General features: G+C 38.9%; 22 protein-coding genes and 1 pseudogene. 21 read left to right on the top strand and 2 right to left on the bottom strand.

Annotated features, from left to right (window positions below):
* Positions 1-20 precede the first annotated feature (20 nt).
* Positions 21-254, top strand: a complete 234-nt coding sequence (locus OCY70_RS33840) for an aspartyl-phosphate phosphatase Spo0E family protein (RefSeq protein WP_315973956.1) — start codon at positions 21-23, stop codon at positions 252-254.
* A 241-nt stretch (positions 255-495) separates the two neighbouring features.
* On the opposite strand, the pseudogene OCY70_RS33835 reads toward OCY70_RS33840, so the two are convergent.
* A pseudogene (locus OCY70_RS33835) lies at positions 496-820 on the bottom strand (transposase); the annotation flags it as partial.
* Positions 821-933: 113 nt separating this feature from the next.
* Positions 934-1,662, bottom strand: a complete 729-nt coding sequence (locus OCY70_RS33830) for a maleate cis-trans isomerase family protein (RefSeq protein WP_261948934.1) — start codon at positions 1,660-1,662, stop codon at positions 934-936.
* A gap of 407 nt (positions 1,663-2,069) precedes the next feature.
* Between OCY70_RS33830 and OCY70_RS33825 the strand changes: the two genes are divergently transcribed.
* The 20 genes from OCY70_RS33825 (at position 2,070) to OCY70_RS33730 (ending at position 20,738) form a co-directional block, all read left to right on the top strand.
* Positions 2,070-3,314, top strand: a complete 1,245-nt coding sequence (locus tag OCY70_RS33825) for an IS110 family transposase (protein ID WP_261944499.1) — start codon at positions 2,070-2,072, stop codon at positions 3,312-3,314.
* A gap of 320 nt (positions 3,315-3,634) precedes the next feature.
* Positions 3,635-4,192, top strand: a complete 558-nt coding sequence (locus tag OCY70_RS33820; protein WP_213430878.1) for a hypothetical protein — start codon at positions 3,635-3,637, stop codon at positions 4,190-4,192.
* The gene (locus tag OCY70_RS33815; protein ID WP_261948933.1) at positions 4,189-4,656 is read left to right on the top strand and encodes a BtrH N-terminal domain-containing protein; all 468 of its coding nucleotides are present in this window, start codon (positions 4,189-4,191) and stop codon (positions 4,654-4,656) included. Before OCY70_RS33820 ends, OCY70_RS33815 begins: the two co-directional genes overlap by 4 nt.
* A gap of 138 nt (positions 4,657-4,794) precedes the next feature.
* Positions 4,795-5,211, top strand: a complete 417-nt coding sequence (locus OCY70_RS33810; RefSeq protein WP_261948932.1) for a hypothetical protein — start codon at positions 4,795-4,797, stop codon at positions 5,209-5,211.
* Between the two features lie 105 nt (positions 5,212-5,316).
* A complete protein-coding gene (locus OCY70_RS33805; protein ID WP_213430876.1) occupies positions 5,317-5,577 on the top strand; it encodes an acyl carrier protein in 261 nt (86 codons plus the stop codon).
* Between the two features lie 17 nt (positions 5,578-5,594).
* Complete coding sequence (locus OCY70_RS33800) at positions 5,595-6,995, top strand: coproporphyrinogen-III oxidase family protein (RefSeq protein WP_261948931.1); 1,401 nt, start codon at positions 5,595-5,597, stop codon at positions 6,993-6,995.
* A 3-nt stretch (positions 6,996-6,998) separates the two neighbouring features.
* On the top strand, positions 6,999-8,291 hold the full coding sequence (locus OCY70_RS33795; protein ID WP_213428020.1) for an aminoacyl--tRNA ligase-related protein: 1,293 nt from the start codon (positions 6,999-7,001) through the stop codon (positions 8,289-8,291).
* Positions 8,288-9,430, top strand: coding sequence for an acyl-CoA dehydrogenase family protein (locus tag OCY70_RS33790; RefSeq protein WP_213428019.1), 1,143 nt, complete (start codon positions 8,288-8,290; stop codon positions 9,428-9,430). Before OCY70_RS33795 ends, OCY70_RS33790 begins: the two co-directional genes overlap by 4 nt.
* Before the next feature lie 18 nt (positions 9,431-9,448).
* Complete coding sequence (locus OCY70_RS33785; protein ID WP_213428018.1) at positions 9,449-10,168, top strand: glycosyltransferase family 29 protein; 720 nt, start codon at positions 9,449-9,451, stop codon at positions 10,166-10,168.
* A 16-nt stretch (positions 10,169-10,184) separates the two neighbouring features.
* Positions 10,185-11,201: an ABC transporter ATP-binding protein gene (locus OCY70_RS33780; RefSeq protein WP_213428017.1), complete on the top strand. Its 1,017-nt coding sequence runs from the start codon at positions 10,185-10,187 to the stop codon at positions 11,199-11,201.
* Positions 11,198-12,004: an ABC transporter permease gene (locus OCY70_RS33775; protein WP_213428016.1), complete on the top strand. Its 807-nt coding sequence runs from the start codon at positions 11,198-11,200 to the stop codon at positions 12,002-12,004. Before OCY70_RS33780 ends, OCY70_RS33775 begins: the two co-directional genes overlap by 4 nt.
* 13 nt (positions 12,005-12,017) lie before the next feature.
* Positions 12,018-12,806, top strand: coding sequence for an ABC transporter permease (locus tag OCY70_RS33770; protein ID WP_249724997.1), 789 nt, complete (start codon positions 12,018-12,020; stop codon positions 12,804-12,806).
* Between the two features lie 17 nt (positions 12,807-12,823).
* Positions 12,824-13,879: a glyceraldehyde 3-phosphate dehydrogenase NAD-binding domain-containing protein gene (locus tag OCY70_RS33765; protein WP_213428014.1), complete on the top strand. Its 1,056-nt coding sequence runs from the start codon at positions 12,824-12,826 to the stop codon at positions 13,877-13,879.
* A complete protein-coding gene (locus OCY70_RS33760; protein ID WP_306433927.1) occupies positions 13,876-14,637 on the top strand; it encodes an acylneuraminate cytidylyltransferase family protein in 762 nt (253 codons plus the stop codon). Before OCY70_RS33765 ends, OCY70_RS33760 begins: the two co-directional genes overlap by 4 nt.
* Positions 14,634-15,725, top strand: coding sequence for a C-terminal binding protein (locus tag OCY70_RS33755; protein WP_213428012.1), 1,092 nt, complete (start codon positions 14,634-14,636; stop codon positions 15,723-15,725). The genes OCY70_RS33760 and OCY70_RS33755 overlap by 4 nt, the downstream gene beginning before the upstream one ends.
* Positions 15,700-16,707, top strand: a complete 1,008-nt coding sequence (locus OCY70_RS33750) for a BtrH N-terminal domain-containing protein (RefSeq protein WP_213428011.1) — start codon at positions 15,700-15,702, stop codon at positions 16,705-16,707. Before OCY70_RS33755 ends, OCY70_RS33750 begins: the two co-directional genes overlap by 26 nt.
* Positions 16,708-16,743: 36 nt before the next feature.
* Positions 16,744-18,027: a type III PLP-dependent enzyme gene (locus OCY70_RS33745; protein ID WP_213428010.1), complete on the top strand. Its 1,284-nt coding sequence runs from the start codon at positions 16,744-16,746 to the stop codon at positions 18,025-18,027.
* Positions 18,017-19,192, top strand: coding sequence for an acyl-CoA dehydrogenase family protein (locus OCY70_RS33740; RefSeq protein ID WP_213428009.1), 1,176 nt, complete (start codon positions 18,017-18,019; stop codon positions 19,190-19,192). The genes OCY70_RS33745 and OCY70_RS33740 overlap by 11 nt, the downstream gene beginning before the upstream one ends.
* 33 nt (positions 19,193-19,225) lie before the next feature.
* Positions 19,226-19,477, top strand: a complete 252-nt coding sequence (locus OCY70_RS33735) for an acyl carrier protein (protein WP_213428008.1) — start codon at positions 19,226-19,228, stop codon at positions 19,475-19,477.
* A 1-nt stretch (position 19,478) separates the two neighbouring features.
* Complete coding sequence (locus OCY70_RS33730) at positions 19,479-20,738, top strand: ATP-grasp domain-containing protein (protein ID WP_213428007.1); 1,260 nt, start codon at positions 19,479-19,481, stop codon at positions 20,736-20,738.
* Positions 20,739-20,778: the final 40 nt, after the last annotated feature.

Here is a 20,778-nt window from a genome sequence, read left to right as displayed (position 1 = left end):
CCACCATTTAAGCTGATAAAATACGAAAGGGTGTTCCAACAATAGAACCATTTTATTTTTGCTATGAAAAACATGATTATTTACTTGAAAGAATCGAAAGTATCCGACACCAATTAATAAAAACAGCAAATGAAAAAAATAGCTTTACAGACGACGATGTTGTGAGATTGAGTCAAGAGCTAGACCTTTATCTTTTTGAGTTTCAGAGAAGGAACAAAGTACTATTTTCAAGAAATCAAGTGAAAATTCTATGAATCTATGATCTTGCTAAATATCTCCATATATGGTATAGTATTACTGATGAAGATGCTCTTTATATCATCAATAGATAGAGATAATGTATAATTACATATTGATTTCCTCCGCATAAACATGATGTAATGTCTACTTTCAATTTTGAAGAGAAATCTTTACCTAAACAATTTCAAGGAGGAGATTTGTTTGAGAAGAAATTGATCGCATCATTATTAAATGTAAGTATGGCGTTTGCAGCATTCACACCAATGGCTTTTGCTGCATCAGAACCAAAACCAAGCGCCCCGTCAATTTGCGGGTGACATCCATGGTGGCCAGGTAGAGCATTTTGAGCAAGGACTCATCTGTGGGGAAAATGCTCTTTCCCTTCGTGACTTTACGGAGTTGGCGGTGGTAGCTTTCGATCATATTGATTGTGTAGATCAGCTTTCGAATTTCTGGCGGGTACTTGAAGAAGGTGGGATGTTCTGCCCAGTTGTTTCGCCAGGAACGCACGATAAAGTGGGTATTTGCCGCCACAGATCTCCTCAAAACGGTCTAACTCCATTAGGGCTACCTCTTCTGTCGTCAAACACATTTAAAATTATGCATAAGACAACAAAGAACCCTTTCATCAATGACAAGCAAAGGGTTCTTTGTTGTTATTTTCATCGGATCATGTATGAGGATTTTTGAAAATTATGAGGGATTGTGTAGTTTTTTAATATTTTTTATTGATACTTCATATCCTAATAAATTAATTGTTTCCCAAATCGCTGCTTGATTGGCTGTTATTATGTTCGTTTGCATTTGTTCTTCAAGTTGACCAAGAACTTCTAAGGTACGCCAAGCAGTACACGGACAAATTAAAGCATCTACTGTAGGTATGGACAAAGCTAAAATACTTGTAATGATTTCTTCTGGCTCCTGATTCCACATGGGCTTCAAAATAGCTTGTTTAGGCAGACGATCATCTCCCTGAAGTCCAATAACATCAAATTCAGTTCCCAATAAGAACTTCAACAAAACTTCATTGTTCCACTTGGTATAGGGAGTTGTGATAAATATTCGCTTCGCATTGATATCATGTAGCGCTTTAATAATCGCAGTCGATGGTGTTACAACAGGTATACCAGCTATGCTCTGTATATTTCTAATCAATGCTTGGCAGTAGTTCATTTCTCGATAAAAGCTTCCAGTTGTAAATCCGTACACAATCACATCTACTTGAGCACGAGATAACTCTTGTATAGCGCGTTCAACCTGTTCATTAAATGCATCAATTCCTTCTTCGGATTCAACACCAACTGGGCCTGCGATGCGTGTTGCATGAATAGTCGCATATGGAGAGAGGAAATAGTAAAAGTCTGGCTCTAATGTAGTGTTTCCAGCAGGGACAATCAAACCAATCCGTTTGTTAGGTCGCATACTAGACACTCCTCGTATAGTATTTCCTGAAGGCAGTTTTGAGTCTTTTTCCAGTCCTTTATAGGAACATAGAATGCCTTCAAAATTTCCAGCTTGCACATTGAAAATTAATATGGGGACTGGACTTTCCGGAATGTCTCTGGACAATGGAACTTAGGGTTCCATTCGGGGAAATTCGTCTCCCTCCTGTAGTCCAATCTACTTTTTAAGTCTGTTTCTCCGGTACTCGCTTGCACTTCTTACCCGCTGGCTGTTCCCTTCGGCAACTCATGCCCGACTGTAGCAGCGTCGGGGCAGCTCATGAACCGAAGCGTGTTCTCATATGCGAGGGTGATTGATCGGCGAGTGCGCCGGAGACAGTCCGGAGAGTCCGTTCCCTGAATCCCTTATAGAAAGGAGGAATTCTCTTGAAGCTTTTTGTCGGTATTGACGTCAGTTCCGAAGAACTGGAAGCCTGTTTGATGAAATCGGATGGCGACACCCTGGAGACCTTCAAGACCACCAACAATCTGCACGGCGCCTCTTACTTGCGGGATCGCATCATTTCTGCTGCGGTCAAGACAGCCTGCTCTGAGGTTCATATCGGGCTTGAAGCCACATCCGTCTACAGCTGGCATCCAGCCATGTACTTGCATGAAGATGAGGCCCTTCAACAATTGAATGCCAAGGTGTTCACCATTAATCCGAAGCTGATTAACAAATTCAAAGACGCTTATGCCGACCTGGACAAAACCGATCGCATCGATGCCTGGATCATTGCAGACCGCCTGCGTTTTGGCAGACTCACGACGACTATCGTGATGCAGGAACAGTACATCGCCTTGCAGCGGCTCACTCGCATGCGATTCCATCTCGTACACAACCTTACCCGCGAGAAGCAATACTTTTTGCAAAATCTGTTCTACAAGTGCAATGCTTTTCGCGCGGAGGTGGACAGTTCCGTGTTCGGCCATGCCATCATGGAAATGCTCTCGGAAAAGTATAGTCTGGATGAGATGGCGAATATGGATGTCGCCCGTTTGGCTGACTATCTCAAGGACAAGGGGAGAAATCGTTTCCCCGATCCCGAACACGTCGCCCGCTGTATTCAAAAGGCGGCTCGGGCCTCGTACCGTCTCTCGAAGGTTGTCGAGGATTCCATTGATTTGGTGCTGGGCACCTCAATTCAGTCGATCCGGAGCATCCAGAGTCAGCTTAAAGAGCTCGACAAGGCGATTGAGCGCATTTTAGACGGCATTTCCAGCAGCCAGTGCCTCCGTTCCATTCCGGGCATTGATCGGGTCTATGCCGCAGGCATCCTGGCCGAGATCGGCGACATCGACCGCTTCACGGATCAAGCCGCCTTGGCCAAGTATGCGGGTCTGACGTGGCGCAAGCACCAATCCGGCTCCTTCGAGGCGGAAGATACAAAGCGCATTCGTTCCGGCAACCGATTCCTTCGCTACTACCTTGTTGAAGCTGCCAACTCGGTAAAAAACCGCGACCCGGAATTCGGGGAGTACTACCGGAAGAAATTCAATGAAGTCCCTAAGCATCAACACAAACGTGCCCTCGTCTTAACGGCAAGAAAACTTGTGCGTCTGGTCGATGTGCTGCTACGCAACGACCAACTCTATACGCCCAGAAGGAAGGTGAAGCCGACAGAGCAATAATGCCTTGGCTCATGAATTTTCTTCTCTAATTCCCAGTTAAATTATGGTATTTTACTTAATTTTCGACTGGGTCTAGTTTGGTGATGCCTTTTTTGGGATTGATCCTGCTGCACGCCAAGGAAATTTTCCAATTCTCATCAATCAGGGACTTGACATCATACCGCTGGACTTTTAAAACATTATTTTATAACTTAAATACGTGAAAAAAGCGGTTTTATGTATATGATTTTTGAATATTTATGAATAGAACCACAATATCACAAATAATCCCTAATATAAATATTTATTCAAAATAAGATAATGTTTAAGGGAGATGGGTAATGAGATACTATAATATTGACTTAACTGATTTTTACTCTAACAAAGGAATCTCACATCTAGAAGAAATTGAAGTAGCTAACTTTACTGGAATGGGTTCATCTTATCCAGCAGAACAACTACCTACACTTGACCGAATTGTTACCGTGCATGACATCCCATTTTATCTTTCTTCAGGTACTTTCGACAATATGGAACTGAACGAACAAGTAATATCTGTTCCTCTACAGACATATATTAAAATTCATATTCTTGGAGCGGCGGATAACGGTTCGTATAGTTGTCCACTGCAACTTAAAGGTACTAACGAAATGCAATCGGTTCATTTAAAGCTTACGGATTGGACAAAAGCATCTCCGACTTATCAAGAATTAATCGCTTTTCAGTGCGAAGGAATTCATTCTTCTACTCAAGGCGGGTTAGTAAAAGGGCTTCGCTCAACCATTTGGTATCAAGTCATAAATATTAGTGGAGGGGGGGATTTTAATCAAATTTCATTTGTCGATAATCCATCCATGCATATATTTGCAATTACATTGGAAGGAGAAGCTAAAGAATGAAGCTGTGTGAAATGGTACCATTCAATGATAAGATCGAAGGGGATGATTGTTTTACTTTGGCGATAAGTAACATTTTAAGGTATAAAGGTTTTACGAATTATCAAAGTGTCTATAAGCAATGTGCAATCGTATACTACGAGGGTGAAAACAACAGTTTACCACTTATTCGTAGCCGCTTTATGAACATCACAGAAGAACTCTATTTTGGACATAAAATTCGTATTAAAAAACATAAGATAGAGCAACCAGAACTATTCCTTACATTAATTCGAAGCTGGATAAAGCAGAACGAACCCGTATTAATTGGTGTAGACCCTTTTTATCTGCCATTTTCCCTCCACTATCAAGATCGGCATACCCTTCATTATATTACAGCCATAGATTTTACCAAGAATATGATCAACATCGTTGATGATTCCTATAACATAAAGCAGGAGATTTCAGACAGCGTATTATTACAATAAACTCAGGATATACAGTTTAATCGGCACTTTTTTACCCTTCATGCAGAAGAAGCGGTAGGACATATATGTCGAGATTCTATATTCAATGTTATTCGACGGAATGTTGAAGTGAATCAAGAATGCTCGAAGATCGAAAAAATGAGAGAACTTGAAAATTTGCCTAGATCGACAAAAGTCATTGTTGGTATACCTGGATTACATCAATTTATCGTAAATCTTGAGTCCTTTGTTAATAACTCTGCTTGCCTTGCAAAATCTTCACTTTTTGAATTAGGTACCATTTTGTCTCGTATGGCTACTAGCCGTTATCGTTATGCACATTTTCTTAGAAATTCGTCCGTACTCGAAGCAAAGCTAATCGATTTGGCAGAATCATATTTCCAACTCGGACAAGATTGGACTGTAGCAACTAATATGATTTTTAAATCATCATTTATGAAAAATGATGTAAGTAAGCAAGCTATGCTAGCTCGAATGATAAAAAAGCTGAAGGAGATTGCACTAGACGAAGAAATAAGTCTTACAAAGTGTGAAGCACTAATTCTTAAATTGTAGACGGTAGATTCTTTAAAGGGGGTGTTACCTAGAATATATCCGCAATTTTGGTAGGCTTCAATGAATCAATTTTATAATTCATTTCTGAAAAGAGAGGTTATAACGATGGAAAATATTAAAGCTCACGACAATGTTCATGAAGTAGTAATTCATTATTTAGCGGAAGTTGTTGCAGAGAAAAATGTAAATTTGACAGATGAGATGAATATTTTAGAGGGAGGGTTAATTGATTCTCTTGGCGTTATGAACTTAATCAATTTTCTTGAGTCTAAGTTCGGATTTGAGATTCAAGATCATGAGTTTGAGATGGAAAACTTTCAAACGATCAATTCGATTGTTGCTCTTGTTCATAAATATATTAATTAAATTACGGGAGGTTAACCGTGTTTAAGAAAAAAGAAACAGAGCATTACGATTACCCACAGGTCTGTATATTTCAAGACACCCATGATGAAAACCGCTTTAGAAGCTATTTGCAAAATGAAAGAATGTACAACAACGAAACCAGCATATATATTCATGTTCCTTATTGCAAATCGATATGTGTTTTTTGTAATTATTTTAAGTTGATTTGGGGAACGACTTCCGAGGAGGAAGTCGAGGCATACGTGAGTAGCGTCGAACAGGAGATTGAGTATTACGGATCAAGGCTTCCAGAAAGGCTCAAAAGGATTTCTGGAATTCAATTTGGCGGGGGGACGCCTACAATATTACCGGAACATTACATGAAACGGATTCTTGAAGCTCTACGAAAAAACTTTGACTTGAGTAAGTGTAGCTTGGTTTCAATAGAAGGGACAATGGACTCTTTAATTATCGATGATTTTGAATGTGTCTCCCGATTGGCCTGTATGGGTTTTAACCGTGTATCGTTTGGTGTCCAAACCTTTACGCCAGAGTTACGACGAAAATATGGCTTGGTAGGTAAAATTGAGAAATTTGAAGAGCTGTGCGCGGAATTTCATAAAACAGGATTAACGGACTTCAACATCGATTTAATGTACAACTATCCAGAACAGAATCCCGAAGATGTCATTCAAAACATTGATAAAGCGTTTGAACTTGGTGTAACGGCGATTGATTTGTATAGTTTAAACGTCTTTCCGGAAACAAAGCTTTATCATCGATATAAGCAGCGGGGACTGTGGGATGATTTTATTAATCCCGAAAAGGAAAATGCTTACCAGATGATCTATCAGTTCTTAAAATCACGTGATGACATACATGCAATAATGGGTAACACGATTTCAAAACGTCGTACCGCACCTCACAATACCTTAAGTATTCAGCTTGGTAATAATCGTGACTATGGTGGGAGCACCATTGGAATTGGTCCTTCCTCACGTGGAATTATTGACGGCTATGTATATAAGAACTACGCGGATATGGAGAAGTATGTGAATGGCGTCAAAGAAAAGGGAAACGGTATTAGTGTTTCTCAAGAGGTTTCGCAAGAAGAGATGGAGAATCGGACGATCGTCATGTTCCCGAACTTTATGCACCTAAACAAAAATGAAGCGGCTGCTCTTGAACGGCATCGTGAAAAAATCGATCAGCTAATCGAAGCAGGCATGCTCATTGAAACGAAAGATCAATTGGTTATTCCAAAAGAACATGGCTATTGGGTTGGGAATATGTCTTCCATGTTTTACAGTACAATGCAAACGAAGAAGATGATTAAATCGTATTTCCAGACACGTAAACACGGCTTTAATTTGTATAATCAGGACCAAATGCAAGTGAAAAAAAATGAAATTGTTAATACAAAGGGAGTAGGGAACTAATTCATGTGTGAATATTGTGGAACTGAAAACCCTATTTATATGGAGTTTGTCACACCGTTTCAAAACAACTTACAGATGGAGATATATAAGAAGATACTTTATATTTCCGAAGACATACTCCATTTTGAATTAGACGCCAATGAAACCGAGGTTTTAGGAATCACCTTGTTTCTTAAGAATGGTGCGAATATACAACAAATTCTCAAGCATCTCGAATTCGTTGTGAAAAGAGATATTATCGGGCTTAAAAATATTGAAATTAAGCGTGTTTGGGACTTTGATAATATGCAGGCCGGACAAAGCAAGAATATTCTTGATGAATTAATTCACCGTGGATATGTACATATCCACGGTGAAGGTCAAGTAAGTATCAAAGAGCCTTTTATTGCCCTATTTGAGTTATTTGACCGATTATTCGAAGGGGTTTCAAGACACGTATTTGGGGCTGAAAACTACCGCTTCCCAACGTTACTTCAAACCTCTGTATTAAAAAAGGTAGGATATTTTGATTCGTTTCCAAATCTTTTAATGTTTGCTGTTCGTTTGAAAAATACTGTTGACAACTTTGATGAATTCCGGAAGGAATTCGAGGATGCTAAATCAGTAGAAGATGTTTCACAACGTCTTCTAAAGTATGTGTGTGAAACCAATTATAGTTTACCGCCGACTATGTGTTATTACGTCTACAGCATGTTTGAAAATTCCGAGTTTACAGAAAATAAAGCGGTGACAGCGCGTGGAAAGTCATTCCGTTTTGAAAACCAATATCATAAGCCACTACAGCGATTATGGGATTTCACCATTCGAGAAACCGTTTTTCTTGGAGACTATGAGTATGTTCGCAGGTCGATTGAAGAATATCGTAAAGTGGCGACTATATTAATGGAGGCTATAGGATTGCGAGGGTTTTGTGAAACCGCTACTGATCCTTTTTTCCTAGTAGATGATACGGCGAAACGAGTGAATATTCAAAAAATGCTAGGCTCCAAATATGAACTGCAATTACGTCTTAATCAAGAAGAAACGATCGCGGTCGGATCTTTTAACTTTCATAACCAATTTCTATCACAAAAATTCCGCTTGTACAAAAATCGTGCAGAAGATCAATATATCTACACAGGGTGCATAGGAATTGGACTCGAACGAATGTTTTTTGCTTTTTTGTCGCAATACGGCATTGATTCAAACGGATGGCCTGACATAGTAAAGGAAGGAATAAATCAAGAAAAGAAAGCAACCCATTTTTTCAATAATGAATTATCGAAAATTCTAAACAGGCAAAAGGAAACAAAATGAAAATGAATCCAACATATGAAGAGTACCGAATGGATGTAAGCTGCTTTTTGAAAGAAGTTGTAATCAAAAATTACTCGAGCTTATCGAAATCACGTACACATCTAAAGCAGATGTGGAATGAAGCGGGTGCCGCCGGTTTGTTCAAAGGTGCTGGAAACATAGAGTTTGGAGGCTTCGGTGACCGACAATATTCACTAATTGTAATGGAGGAACTAGGGAAACATCTCCTGTTGGATATTCCTTTTTGGTTGCAAGCAGATGTTATTCTTCATTTTGTACAGCAGTATGGTTCTTCACTACAAAAACATAAATACCTCCAACCCTTAATTAATGGCGATAAAATAGGAGCATTCTGCCTCACTGAGGAGCACGGGGGAAGTGATATTAACTTGATTCGTGCTAAAGCTACGCCGGCGGAACAGGGTTATGTTCTTACAGGTGTAAAGAAGTTTATCACTTCAGCTTCTATCGCTGATTTTTTCCTGGTTGTCGCTCGCCTTGAAGAGAAAGGTGAGAATGGTCTTGCTATTTTCCTACTTGAAAGAGATCGAGAGGGAATCACCGTAGCACCAATTGAAAACCGTCGTGCTATGCAGGCGCTTGATTTAGGGGAAGTTCATTTTAATAAGATCCAGGTTACTCGTGAGGATTTATTGGGCGGGCTTCGACACGCCTCACTAGCTATCCTTAGAGGTTTGTCTGTTGAACGCTTTGCTAATGCTGTTTTATGTCAGGAAATGTGTGAGGTATTAATGAGAGAAGGTGTAGAATGGGCTCGCAAACGAAACAATGGGCGTGAGTCCATCATGTCATTTCAGTTTGTCAGTTATTCATTCGCAGAACATGAAGCAAACTCACGGCTTACAGCTGCTTTTGTAGATACACTTAAACAATTATATCTGAAAGAAAAACGATTGCAACACCAAGACGTTGCTATTGCTAAGTACAAATCCATCTCTCATCTGATTCAGATAAGCACGTTTTTAGCCAAGCTTTTTGGGGCTCGTACGGTTACAGGCGACATTACGAATCTGGACATTCTTCGCGTACATAATGATGCAGTCGCGCAATCGATTGCTGGGGGCACAGAAGAGATTATGAAAAAAATTATTAGCGAAGGTTTTTCTTATTCAAGTTGAAAAGAGGGAGCCAGAACGGTGTTTAAGGAATTTACTACGAATTGGTTTACTCAATGTTTTGGCCATACGAAAAGCATAGCTATTGTCGGAAACGCCCCTTCAGTAAAAAATAGCATGTTGGGGGCTATTATCGACAATTGTGACGTGGTATGCCGCATGAACCAATACCAAATTGCTGGGTATCAGAATGATGTGGGGAGCCGAACCGATTTATACATTAGCAACTATTTGAATCCAAAAACATTGAACGAGTTAGAGAGAGATGGCGTCAAGGCAATCCTGGTTTCCCGCCCACCATCACAAAAACATGCTTACAATGTAGCATTAGGTAAAATATTACGAAATTTTCAGCAGTTGAAAAAAATAAACACTGTTTTCATACATGAGGACGACTTTGATGAACTGTATCACATGCTGAATATACCAATAGATGATCAAACAGGTCGCAATCCTACAACTGGTCTTACTTCGTTGTACTGTATTCTTAAACATCTTCAGATAGAAAAGATTATCCTGATAGGTTTTAACTTCTTTGATGGTTCTCACCCTGACGGAGTCTACTATTTTAGCCGAGAACTATACAATAACGTGACGCTGAACGAATTGCATCATATCTATCATCCTCAAGATGCAGAAAAGCAGGCTTTTCGTTCGCTGATTTCTAACCATCCGCAAGTAGTTGTCAGCGAAGAGATTGCTATGCTCTTGAAGTTAAAAGAAAACGTCATTTTAAAGTGATTGGAAGTGGCTTTGAGTGAACTTTATTCAGGTTGATGGCCTCAAAAAGAACTATCAAATCCCTAAACGTAGAAAAGGAGTAATGCAAACCATTTCGGGGTTATTTCATCGCGAATATGAAACGGTAGAGGCGATAAAAGATGTTTCGTTTCAGGTGAATAAAGGAGAAATTGTTGGTTACATCGGGCCGAATGGAGCGGGGAAATCAACCACAATCAAAATGATGTGTGGCATTATGGTCCCTACCGCAGGTACGGTTTTAGTAAATGGATTTATCCCGTACCAGAATCGAAGGGAACATGCTAAGCAAATAGGAGTTGTTTTCGGGCAACGGACACAACTGTGGTGGGATATCCCTGTCGAAGATTCTTTCCAAATGTTGCGTCATATGTACAAAGTCGAGGCTGAGGATTTCAATTATCGATTAGGAATGTTTAAGGAGATCCTCGCATTAGATGAATTACTACATGTCCCTGTTCGCAATTTGAGTTTAGGACAAAAAATGCGCGCGGAGATATGTGCTGCACTTTTGCATAATCCTTCGATGGTGTATTTAGATGAACCAACCATCGGTCTTGATATTGTTGCAAAACGTAAAATTCGGGAGTTTATTAAAGAAATCAATGTGAAATACAAAACAACTATTATGTTGACCACACATGATATTGGTGACTTGGAAGAACTTTGTTCGCGAATCATTGTTATTGATAAGGGAATAAAAGTGTTTGATAACAATATTGAGCGATTAAACGAGCTAAGCGGGTATAGCGAAAAAATGATCCTTTCATTAGAGGAAACAGTAGAAGTTGAGGTTATGAAACAAGATTTTCAAGCAGTCGTTGAAATCAAGAGGGAGGGAGACAAATGGATTTTTCTCTACGATACCCGTGTAATATCCACCTTAGATATTCTCAGCATTGTTATGCAAAAATATAAAGTAATCAATTATCGTGTTGAAAAAAAGGACACCGAACAAATCATCCATGATATATACACCAAAAGTATACAGTATGGAAGTGGTGACCATCAATGACAGTAGCGATGTACTGGTACATATTTAAAAACACTTTCACGTCACAATCCATTTATCGAATAAACACTTATTTTACTATTCTTGCTGGAATGCTAACGCTCTATATTGAAATCTCCATATGGGAAGCTTTTTATAGTGGTCGGCAGGTTGTTCAAACCAACAATGGAGCTATCTCACTTGATGATCTAGTTCGGTATGTGTTTATAAGCATGTTCTTATCAATGGTGATTTATAATACGATGATAGGTAAAATCAATCAACGAATACGGACCGGTCAAATTGCCATGGATTTAATACGACCTGTTCGATTAGTAAACTTATTAATGACTGAAATTTTGGCAGAGAATGCATACAAATTATTCTTTCAGTTCACACCTATTTGTGTATTCGGATTATTTATCTTTAAAGGTGCATTTATAGTGCCTGATTCAATTGGTATTGTAGTTCTGGCAAGTACTAATGGATTTTTGTTATATTTTCTACTCACATACTGTTTAGGACTGCTTTCCTTTTGGTATACAGAAATTTGGCAACTAGCCTTTCTTTTAGATGGACTCATGAAGTTATTGGCTGGAGCTTGGATACCACTGTGGTTTTTTCCGGAAGCATTCGTAAAATGGATTGAACTCTTTCCATTCCATCTCATTTTCTATGTCCCTATTTCCTTGTATTTAAACAAATTTACACCGGATCAATATTTCCCTATTATCCTTCAGCAATTTGGCTGGATAGCTATCCTCAGCATGCTTGCTTGGCTACTATGGAGTAGGGGAATTAAAAAACTAGCGGTGCAGGGAGGATGATGAGGCTGTGAAAATGTTTTTCCATTTTATCGTCATCTACCTAAAGACCATTTTGGAATACCGGTTCTCCTTTTTTATGAGCATGGTGGCCAATATTGTACGTAAATTTGCGGAGTATTTAAGTATTTGGCTCCTCATGAATCAATTTCATTTAATTAAAGGGTGGGACTTTTTAGACGTTCTTCTTTTATTTAATATTAATCAATTTGCTATTTCGTTAGCGGGATTATTTTTTTGGTCTCCGATGATGGATTTAGAACGTTTAGTACGTGATGGGCAGCTGGACGGTATGTTAGTGAGACCTATCAATCTCTTCTCACATTTAATTATGCGTAAGTTTGACGTTACATTTTTGGGGAACTTGGGGCTATCAGTTGCGGTTTTTATCTACTACTTTCTACATACACCAACCCCGTGGAATTTGGCCATGTATGGATGGTTTATACTCACTTTAATAGGAGCAGTACTGATATATGCAGCTATTCATGTTTTTATTGGTACATTTAGCTTTTGGATTGTACGTATGAACATGGTTCTGGCAACCGTTTTGGATTTCCGAAGATTCTTGTTCTTTCCAATCACAATCTATGACCGTTTGGTTCAGCTTTTGTTAACATTCGTGATTCCACTTGGGTTTGTCAATTATTATCCGCTTGACTTCTTACTTGGAAAAATGGAAGTGTCGGTTGTGACACCTGAGTTATTACCAGTAATCAGCTTCATGTTGGGAGCAACTCTATTCTGGCTTTCTTATTTGTTTTTCCAACAAGGTGTAAATAAATATGAAAGCACCGGAAGTTAATGAAGGGGAGGAGTACTGTGAAAATTGGAATAAATGGTGTGGGTCGGATAGGTCGAACAATTTTACGACAACTATGGGAGAATAATATAGACACTTGTGTACATCTCAATGATGTGTTTGCAGATATTGAGAACATAGCGTATCTAATTAAATATGATAGTTTATTTGGACCATTAAAAGCCAATGTTTTTGTTACAGATTGTCGAGAAATTGTTATCGAAGACGAACAAAAAAAGTGGGTCATTTCGTTTAGTCATGAAGAGCATATCAAAGCTGTGAATTGGATAGAATCAGGGGTTAAGGTAATTGTAGAAGCTACCGGTTTAGAGCATAACACGATGAATCTTGAACCATGGCGCAAGGAGCACTCTCTTGATTATGTAGTGATTACAAATACCTGTGAGCATGCTGATTTCACCTTAATTCATGGAGTAAATGAAGAAGCTTTCGACCCTGAACAGCATCATATTATATCAACCAGTATCTGCGATGCAAACGCAATTGCACCCGTACTGAAAATCATCGAACGGAAGGTGGGCATTGAACAAGTATTTATCACAACGCTGCATCCTTGGCTCTCCTATCAAAATGTGTTAGATGGTCCCGTTCGTTCACAGTCACAAACATTTTCTACGTATAAACACTACCAATTAGGTCGGATGAGCTCTGGTTCCCTAATTCCAAAGCCGACCACGGTGGGTCCTGTCTTACAGCATGTATTACCCTCACTAAAAAATCGATTAATGGCGTTCTCTTATCGAGTTCCAACATCCATTGTGTGTTCTGCCGACATATCCTTAGTCCTGAAGGATTCAATTGGCAAAGAAGAAATGAAACAGCTTTTTTTGGCGAGCAATCCTTATATACGAGCATCCCAAGAAAAATTGGTGTCTACTGATTTTACACAGGAACCATTTTCCTCCGTTGTAGATCTTAATTGGTTGGAAGTTGTTGAAGCAAAATACGTAAAACTCGTATTGTGGTATGACAATGAGTGGGGATATACCGCTCGAGTTATCCAGCTTTTGCAAATGCTTAAAACACTTAACCGAAAGGTAGGGATTAGACATTGATACCTGTTCTTTTGATTGGCCGAAAAGGGAGCCGAGGAGTACCCGGAAAAAACGTTATGAGAATATTAGGTCGCCCATTAATGTCATATCCGATTCTAGCAGCTAAAAATTCTAAGCATGTCGGTCCTATCTTTATTAGTACGGATTGGGATGAAATTGCAAGGGTAGGTATGGAGTACGGAGCCAGTATCATCGATCGTCCAGCTGATCTTTGCACTGACAAAGCACTAGTTGAAGATGTAGTTGTTCATGGATATCATGAAATCGTGAAAGAACTAGGTACAATAGAAATGATGGTCTTGTTATTTTGTAATTCAGCTACGATAACTCCAGGTATTATTGATAAAGGAATTGAGCAGCTGCGTCAAGATTCGACTGCAGATAGTGCCTTGACCGTATCTCTATACAATGAGTATTCACCTGTACGAGCCAAAAAAATTAATAAAATTGGTTATCTTGAACCTTATATAGATATTAATCAAATCGACGGTGCATCATGTGATCGAGATACAGCTGTACCAAGCTATTTCTGCGACTGCTCGGTTTGGATTCTACGCCCACAGTGTATGAATCTCGATGAAGGAATTTTACCGTTTCGTTGGACGGGACGAAAGTCAATTCCGCTCTACCAACAAGGGGGATTGGATATTGACCATGAGTACGGCATTGCGTTGACGGAACACTGGCTTCGTAAAAACGGTTTTGACGAGGTTAATAGTCCGTATCCTATAACACAAGGTGTTGGTGATTCTTTATGAAGTTCGGAATTCTTGATTATTTAACGGAGAGCTCTATTGAACAAGCCGTAATCGGTACGGTTGGTAAAGTTTCTTGTTACCAATGTCGCTATGTGAATGAATTGCCTTCAGATATATCTGAGCTTACAGCTGTAATGGCATGGCACTATCTTAAAATTGATTCACAGACAATCGATCGTCTTTCTTCATGTCGTGTAATCGTTAGAGTAGGGGTCGGTATTGATAACGTTGATGTTGAATATGCGGGTAAAGTAGGTATTCCTGTTGTCCACATACCGGATTATGGAACGAATGATGTCGCAGATCATGCGTTTGGGTTGCTGCTGACTATTGCTCGTAAAATTCACTATTACAATGAGAATATTCAGAACAATCCCGTTCAAGGCTGGAATCCCAATATCTCCTTGCCGGTATTTCGATTGACCGGAAAAGTAATAGGCATCATTGGATTTGGACGAATTGGTATGTCAATGGCAGCACGAGCAAAAGCATTTGGAATGAACGTCGTTTTTTACGATCCTTATAAGGCTGATGGGTATGATAAGATGCTCCAAATCAAAAGGGTAGAAACGCTTGACGAACTCATTCCCCAAGTAGATGTACTCTCTATACATGCTCCACTCACATCAGAGACAAGGGGAATGATTAGTAAGGATATCTTAGCAAAAGCAAAACGAGGGTTTACACTCATTAATACAGCGCGTGGCGAAATTGTCTCGCTAGATGCCGTGTATGAGTCCATGCAAAAAGGGGATATGATGCACTTTGCTGCAGATGTACTTGAACAGGAGCCGCCTGCTCATGATCATCCTTTATTGAAAGCATACCATGATAAAGAACCTTGGCTAGATGGCCGAGTAGTACTTACGCCACATGCAGGTTTTTATGCTGAAGAAACTCGTCGGGAGATGCGTCAGAAAGCAGCTATACAGATGTTACATGCAGGAATCGGTCAACCACTTACGAACTGTGTGAATGAAAAATGGCTGCTTAATTCACGTGCGATCATTGATATGAAGCGGGTATCTATACCTGTTAAATCAGATGATAAGGAGTACTCACATGAAGTTGGATCGATACCAAACTGAAGCAGGAATTGTTTGCATTATCACTTCCTTTGCAAATGTCCTGTCTTATGTGGGGAAGCCCATTGATGACAGTACTCTGTTTTTACTAGGTGATGGATTCGTACTAGATTATTCGATGGAACAGGCGCAATCTATTAAAGACATTATCCTACATCACTATTCGAATTCTGCAATCTACCGTTTTTTTAATCGTTATGGAATCCCGATGTCGATCGCACCGTTTTGCGATAATATGGAAGAGTTTAAAAATCGAGCTCGTCAGTATATATCTAGCGACATCCCCATTATTACGTTAGTTAGTACGAAAGGGCTTAATTACCATCAAGTGTTTACAGAGTTAAAAGATGAAAGAAGGCACGTCATTGTCGTTATGGGCATTGATGACAATCAATTATATATCTCTGATTGCTATATACCGACGTTACCAAAGGTGTCTTTTTTTCAGGGCCCAGTTAGCTTTAATTCAATGGAGGCAGCTTACTGTGCTATCAACTGGGAATTTTACGATATAGACTATATGGCACTAAAAAATGCAAACATCGATACTTCCAAGGATGTTCTTCTGGACGCACTTCACCGCAATATTGGATTTCACCTTGATGGCGAAAACTCTAATATTAACAAACTTTACTCCTTTGCTAATGACATCCCGACTATGCTAGAACGTTTTGGAGAAGAGGAAATTCGCGCCAACATCAAAGAGCTTTACTTTTATATCAAAAGCAATGGAATTGTCCCATCCCGACTGTTGCTACGCAAGTTTCTGATCCAACTGCAGGAGAACCACAATTTGCATTTACAAGCCGCTATTTCTAACATAGATGAATTAATCAAAATGTGGGAAACGTTCAGTATTTACTTTATTAAAAGTGGACTGGGTACAAAATTATCCAATACACCATTCCTTAACTCCCGTGAAAAACTACATAGAATCATTAGAAGTGAAGAAGAAGTCTTTAAGGATTTATTGTTACGTATTTAGTAATGGCTTGTAGAAAGTTTAAAAGGAGAGTTAGATATGCGTATTTCTGACGAAAAGATTCGGGATATCTGTAACCACTATGGTACACCATTATATTTATATGATGGGAACTTTTTGCACGAGCATTATCATAATATACGCCAACAGCTTCATGATCAAATTGACATCTTTCTTTCATTAAAAGCTAACAATAACCTTGCATTAATACAACAATTTGCACACTGGGGAAGTGGTGTTGAAGTCGCATCAGCTGGTGAACTCTTACTTGCTCAAAAAGCAGGCTTTAAGACGAATCAGATTATTTTTTCTGGACCTGGAAAGCGTCCGGAAGAACTTATTGAAGCCATAAAGGAAGGCATTTACTGTATTATCGTTGAATCTATTGATGAAGCTATCCTTATCGATGGATTAGCTAAATCTAAAGGAAGACAAGTTTTTATTGGGCTACGCATTAATCCTGATTTAGATATGGCTCACACAAGTATTAAGATGGCGGGAGTCCCGCGTCAATTTGGGCTTGATGAATCCAAAATCCAAGATTTTTTCGAAACGTTTATCACCTTAGAAAACGTACGTTTTCGTGGTATCCATTTATATATGGGTACCCAGCAATTAAACGCCGAACGAATTCTAGCCTCCTTTACACACACGATTAAACTTGCAATAGAAATAGAAGAACAGTACGGTTGCACATGTGAAATGATTGATATGGGAGGAGGCTTTGGAGTACCCTATTTTAATCACGAGACTGCATTAGATTTTGATTCACTGTTGCACCGAGTTAATGAAATGGTGGAGAATGTGCTACCACTTTTCCCAAATACACGATTTATCATCGAAAGTGGCCGATATTTACTTGCGCAGTCAGCAGCTTATATGAGCCAAATAATTTATGTGAAAGAATCGAAAGGAGAAAAGTTTCTTATCACAGACGGTGGGATGAATCATCATGCAGCTGCGACCTTTAGAGGCCGTGCTATGCGAAATAATTACCCCGTGAAGTTGATTCCTCAAGATGGTATAGGTATTCGAAAACCTGAACAAGTGAATATAGTCGGCCCGCTTTGTACACCGGATGATCTACTGGCGACGCATATTGAACTACCGACAGCAAGCACTGGAGACTATATTGCTATTTTAAACTCAGGTGCATATGGTATGACGTATAGTCCTATCTTATTCCTCGGGCACGAAACGCCGAAGGAGATTATGATTTACAAAGACGATCTTTTTGTTATTCGTGATGCTGGTAATAAGGAAGATTTGCTGCGTCATCAAAGGGAGCTAGATATCGTCTTAGGAGGATTACATGTTAGATAAAAAGATCAACAGTATGATTCTTGGTTTTCGAGAGAAAGCAGAATATCATGATCGAACTGGAGCATTCCCACACGAAAATTTTGACTTAGTGGTTGAAGAAGATTTACATACCTTACCTCTATCAGCCAAGTACAAAGGTTACGGATTTAATATTGAGGAAACTTGTCGTACCTTGATTTCATTGGCTAGCGGCTGTTCGGCCACTGCACTAACGTTAGCCATGCACTATTATAGCTTAGGTGGTTTAAATCAGGTCTTATCTACGGAACTAAAAGAACGCATTTTTTCGGATATTGCGCAAAATGGTACTTTTATTGGTTCGATTGGCAACCCTAACGTTTTACTATTACCAGCTAGAGATCGGATGTCTACTAATATCGAGCTGCAAGCAGATAAAGTAGAAGGTGGATATCTTATCAATGGTGTTAAACGTAACGTTTCAGGAAGTCGGCGTATTACATATCTGCCGATATACTGTAAACAATCGGGGGACTTTAAAAACACTTACGGAATAACCGGTTTCATCTCTCAAATGACTGATAAAGGTATAAGAATAGAAGATACATGGAATTACGCTGGTATGAGGGCTACAGATACAAATGATGTATACTTCAATGACGTTTTTCTCCCAGCTGATCGATTATTTACACGAGAAGGGTATGGAATAGAAGACACGCAGCCGTTAGTCTATTGGTTTCGTTTGGCTTTTGTTTCTGTTTATCTTGGGATTGCTCAAGCTGCTTATGATCAGGTTATAGAAATGCTTGTCCAAAGGAAGGATAGATTGGCGAATAAGATAATGGCATTCATGCCTGGTCCACAATTTACGTTGGCAGAAATGAAAATTAAATTAGAAAGTGCAATATCCCAGCTCTTAATTACTGCTCGTCAAGCTGATGAAGAATGTACTACTCTAAAATTTACAGACGAGCTTTATATTTCAACACTAATCACTAAACAAGTAGTTACTAAAAATGCTTGTGATATTGTATGGAAGTCTATGGAGGTTAATGGAATGAGTTCCCTCAATCATGGACACGTTTTAGAACGTTTATATCGGGATGTTCGTGCCGGAACATTCCATCCTCCTTCTGATGATCTTCTAAAAGAAGCAATAGCAAAGAAAATTCTTGGGATTATTCCATCTGACACCCGCTGGGCTTGAAAGTCAATAATTTAATGATAGGGAAGTGAGGACATGACGAAAATAATTGAAGACATTGAGGGGATTGTACTAAGTAAGGTGAAGGAAGTATTAGAAACGGAAGACGATATTGAAATCAATCAAAATTTAGGTTCACTAGGGCTCGATTCTATTCGTTCCATTGGCTTAATTGCTGACATTGAGTGTGAATTCGATATTACTTTTGATGACGACGAGCTATTAATGCACAATTTTTCGACTATTGAGAAAATTGTACAACGTGTTCATCACAAATTGGAGTATTAGGATGGGTGCCCATTTACCGGTATTGGATTTTACTCATTTTGAAGGGCCTATTTATTGGTTTTATAATATTGATCAAGAACAACGTTGGAACCAGTCTAGAGTGTTTCCAGCCGTTACTGACCTAGAACAAATGAAATTGGTGTACCAGCAAGAGCAGCAGCTCTTTTATTTGGCACAGCCTAACCATTGTATTCTGTTGCGTCATAAGCCTGATCCACAGTATTTACGCTATCTTGAATTGTCTGGGATCGTCCTTCCCGGACTTTTATCCTTATCTGAAATAACGGATGAAGTACCTTGGGCTGATATTCCTGGCATTCAATCTGCATTAATTGTTCCATATCTTGTTAATGAGGAAATCCAGTCAACTGCAGTCACTTGTGGAGCTAAAGTATATGGGTGTCAGGCAGAGATCGTTAAAAAATCTAATGATAAGTTTTATGTACGAAAATGGGCAAAAGAGAACAGTTTTTCAGTAACCGAAGGTTATTTCTGTAATAATGTAAACGAACTAGAAGATGCATACAAACGGCTAACTGATAAAGGCTTTGCTCAATGTGTTTTAAAAATCCCATATGGTTCATCTGGAAAGGGAATACGTGTTATTGACAATACACGTACCTTTAAGCATATAAAAAACTTCATTTCAAAGCGAAACCAATCTTTTGAATTACTTCTTGAAGGATGGCACCCAATATGTAGATCGCTTAATTGCCAGTTGCTCATTAAAGAAAATGAAATTAAAGTGCTTGCCGTTACAGAGCAACACATTGACGCTAATGGGGTCTATCTCGGAACTGATTTTACACCAAAATATGATATAAATTTAAAAGAGAAGTATGAACAGGAAATGATTCGTTTAGGGAAACTCTTACAAAGACAGGGGTACAACGGAATAGCTGGTGTTGATTCAATCCTCGATAAAACCGGTTTATTAATTCCAATAATCGAGATCAATGCACGCTTCACTCAAGTTACGTATCTGTTGCCCGTTATTCAGCATTTAAAATCAAATTACTTATTTATACAAAGTTGTTTTATAAAAATTGAAACAGAGTATGAACTTAGTTTTAATGAACTATATGAAAAAGTTAGACTTTATTTGAATGTTCGTAATGATGATTTCTTTGTTTATACTTTTGCAAAATCTGTTTTGGAGAATAAAACAATCTATCGTATATTTTTTTTGTTCTATGGTAACGACCTAGACATAGTGAAGAGCTGTGTCAATAAAATCCATCAATTTCAAGACGCGATTTAAAAAATTATTGAGACTAGCTTTTTTGATAAATGTCCGAAGT

The organism is Paenibacillus melissococcoides, from assembly GCA_944800085.1.
Classification (GTDB): Bacteria; Bacillota; Bacilli; order Paenibacillales; family Paenibacillaceae; genus Paenibacillus_B; species Paenibacillus_B melissococcoides.
This window is presented reverse-complemented; position numbering and strand designations above follow the sequence as displayed.